Consider the following 2,764-nt stretch of genomic DNA (forward strand, 5'->3'; position numbering starts at 1 on the left):
GATAAAATATCCTACTAAAAATTGTGCCAACCAGGCAGCCCATACAACTCCAGCCAGCGCTCCGCGCTGACTTCCGCGTATGGCTTTCACGTTAGCCACTTAAAGAAAAGAAATGAGCTACCAACTAGCCTTCTGGAAATACGGTTCATCACCGAGCACGGACCACTCAAAGATTTACCAACAACTGATGGACGAAGAACTCCCTGATTCAGTCGAAGAATTGCCGATCGAAGAAATCAGAAAAGAAATCGACCAGAAGTTCTCTAAGGAATGGAAGGAAGAGTTTAAGAATTTCTACTCGAAAGAAGATAAGGTCTTCGAAGTATCCACAAACCCCAAGCTCTTGTTGATCGATTGCAGAGGACTCGAAGGAGAAGAGATGAACGATTTCATCGATCTTGCGGGCAAGTTTGGGTGCAGCCTCTACGATCCACAGACGGAGCAAAGATACGAGGGCTAACCAGGCATCGCACACAATGGCGGCAAACGTTCGCCTCTCTCGTAACGATCTCATGAATACTAACCTAAACCGACTTGGAACCTCAATCGAAGCCGCCATCGTGTGGATTTGACGTTAGCGAGTCAGTTAAAAATATGAATACGGTATTCGAATCGAAGGAAGCAGCATCCTCGACCAGTGCGACCACGACATTTCCGACGAGCATCCCGGAAAAGCGGAGACTTATCCTGACGATTCGCGGGAACGAGAGCGACTTTCGACATCGACATTTCCAGCTTCACCGTAGCCAAAATCTACCCAAGCGACGTTCAAGCGAAACGATTCTGGAATCGAAGAGCGGATCGGGTCGAACTCCTGCATCTGAAGAGACGAAGGTTCCGCTAACCAGACGCTCCATACAACTCGGGCCAAGCGCCCGAGTTGCGGAACGGTTCCAGACAAACCAACCCCCACTCTTTCACGACGGTTCCATGAGCCCTCGCGTATGAGCTCGACGATGGGGAGGTAGGGAATTTTAGAGAGAACAACTTGGCGACGTATCCGATTTCTAGATCCAGGAATAAAATATGAAGATCCTGCAACGAAGGATAGATCGATTTTCGAGAAGGCCAACCAACCCAAAATCCCCTTCAATTAGGATTGATCCTGCAGCAAACGAAAGATCGCAATTTGACAATGGATACGAAGACTGAATCCAAGAAAAGAAAAGCCCCAACTTCCAAGACAAACCCAACTCTGAAGATGAAAAACTTAACCCCATCAAGTCGGTCCTCACAACTCGCGCAAGCGCTCGCGTGAGACCTCTGCGTTCTGCAAAAATTGAAATGTATAGATTCGAGAGAACGATAGCCTTTCTGATTGATGGATCGATCACAGTTGCGATCTACATCCTTCTCTACGAATCGCTGCTTCACCTTTCTTGGGTTTTCAACGTCGGTCTACTTTACAACCTGCTATGGATCTACTACCTCGCTACCGGACTGTGTTTCGGTGGGTCCTTGGGCAAGAGAATATTCAAAATTAAGATACGAAATAGAAAAAATGAATTACGGTTAATGGACCTAGTCCGGAGGTACTCGTTTTTGATCGCATTAGGAGTCTTTTACACCGTAGCTGCTCCTTTCGTTGTCGACTACAGGGAGACTTTCGGATTATCTTTCGCGAACGCGTTCATGAACAGCTACATTCCAGTCGTATTGCTTTACCTTGTATCCACGAACATCGGACATGAAGATTCGCTGTACGATCACCTCTCGAAACTAAAACTTACAAAAGACTGGCAGAACCAGTCGGTGCAGACAACGAGCGCAAGCGCTCGCGTCTGACCTCGACGTTCGAAGAAAGAATGGAATATACTTCCACATACACATCGGCAAAATGTTCCGATCGTCGACGAGATACATCGAGAACAACCAAACAAAGTAAAACAAACGCTAAAGAAAACCCGAATACCTAAGTACCACACGCGATGGTCCCCTAGCTGCTATGACTTTACCTAAACGTTACTACTCGTTCAGAGAAAGATTATGATCACACAAGCAGCAAACACATATCACGGACAATTCATGCAAAAAATGGTCAGCTCGATCAGAGAGGCCAACGGAACGAGTGACGACCCCGTTGAATTCGGGGACGCCTTAAAGATTCACGACTCAACCCGAAGAGAGTTTACGATCGCTATCCCAGGAACTGAAGCCGCAGCAAGTGGAGACAATCCAGTTTTCGACCAGATAGACGGAAAGTCTATAAGCATGCTTCATGACTTCGATTCAAATAAAGATGGAAAGATAAACTGGAGAGAGAACATGGAGATGATGGCTACCTTCTCTCAGCCTCTAAATGGTTACGCAAATACAACAGAAGGCAGAGTATTGATGAGAGACTTCAACAGTTTAGAAGACCTCGAAGACTATTTAGGAACGCAATTCGATGGAATTTTCTCAAAAGCTGAAGCGGAAGCCATGTTCGAGCGATTCGACCTTGATGGCGATGGAAAGATTTCCGAATCAGAAATGGAAAATGCAATGAAGGAGATCGAGGCTGAAGCGAAAAAGAGAATCGAAGAAGAAATTGAAAAAGAGAAAGAAAGAATAAGTCTAAGCTCTCAGTTAGCATTCTACGATGAACCAGCTATAAAATAAAGTTCGAACAAGTCGTGTCATACAACTCCGGCCAAGCGCTCCGCGCTTGGCCTCCGCGTATGCACTCTGCGTTAGCCAGTAATGATATAAATATTTGACGGAAGGGTTTCGAATCGAAGGACGCAGCATCCTCAGCCAGTGCGACCACGACATCTCAACGAAC

General features: G+C 46.2%; 4 protein-coding genes. 3 read left to right on the top strand and 1 reads right to left on the bottom strand.

The features are described 5' to 3' along the window. The first annotated feature begins 112 nt into the window (after positions 1-112). Positions 113-460 carry a hypothetical protein gene (locus tag QEH53_RS23445; protein WP_309025667.1) on the top strand — a complete coding sequence of 116 codons (348 nt, stop codon included), beginning with the start codon at positions 113-115 and terminating at the stop codon, positions 458-460. Positions 461-682: 222 nt separating this feature from the next. Here QEH53_RS23445 and QEH53_RS23450 read toward each other — a convergent pair whose 3' ends face one another. Then, entirely contained in the window at positions 683-1,093 is a 411-nt protein-coding gene (locus QEH53_RS23450; RefSeq protein ID WP_309025668.1) for a hypothetical protein, read from the bottom strand. 191 nt (positions 1,094-1,284) lie between these two features. On the opposite strand from QEH53_RS23450, the gene QEH53_RS23455 reads away from it, so the two are divergent. Together QEH53_RS23455 and QEH53_RS23460 are read left to right on the top strand one after the other, a co-directional pair. Beyond that, positions 1,285-1,785 (top strand): RDD family protein, encoded by a 501-nt coding sequence (locus tag QEH53_RS23455; protein ID WP_309025669.1) that lies wholly within the window; start codon positions 1,285-1,287, stop codon positions 1,783-1,785. A 201-nt stretch (positions 1,786-1,986) separates the two neighbouring features. Continuing rightward, the gene (locus tag QEH53_RS23460; RefSeq protein ID WP_309025670.1) at positions 1,987-2,601 is read left to right on the top strand and encodes an EF-hand domain-containing protein; all 615 of its coding nucleotides are present in this window, start codon (positions 1,987-1,989) and stop codon (positions 2,599-2,601) included. Positions 2,602-2,764: the final 163 nt, after the last annotated feature.

This window comes from Pelagicoccus sp. SDUM812002, assembly GCF_031127835.1.
GTDB lineage: Bacteria > Verrucomicrobiota > Verrucomicrobiia > Opitutales > Opitutaceae > Pelagicoccus.

Bases quoted from the DNA above. Each gene is read 5' to 3' on its own strand.
- QEH53_RS23445 (WP_309025667.1), top strand. From the start codon at position 113: ATGAGCTACCAACTAGCCTTCTGGAAATACGGTTCATCACCGAGCACG.
- QEH53_RS23455 (WP_309025669.1), top strand. From the start codon at position 1,285: ATGTATAGATTCGAGAGAACGATAGCCTTTCTGATTGATGGATCGATC.
- QEH53_RS23460 (WP_309025670.1), top strand. From the start codon at position 1,987: ATGATCACACAAGCAGCAAACACATATCACGGACAATTCATGCAAAAA.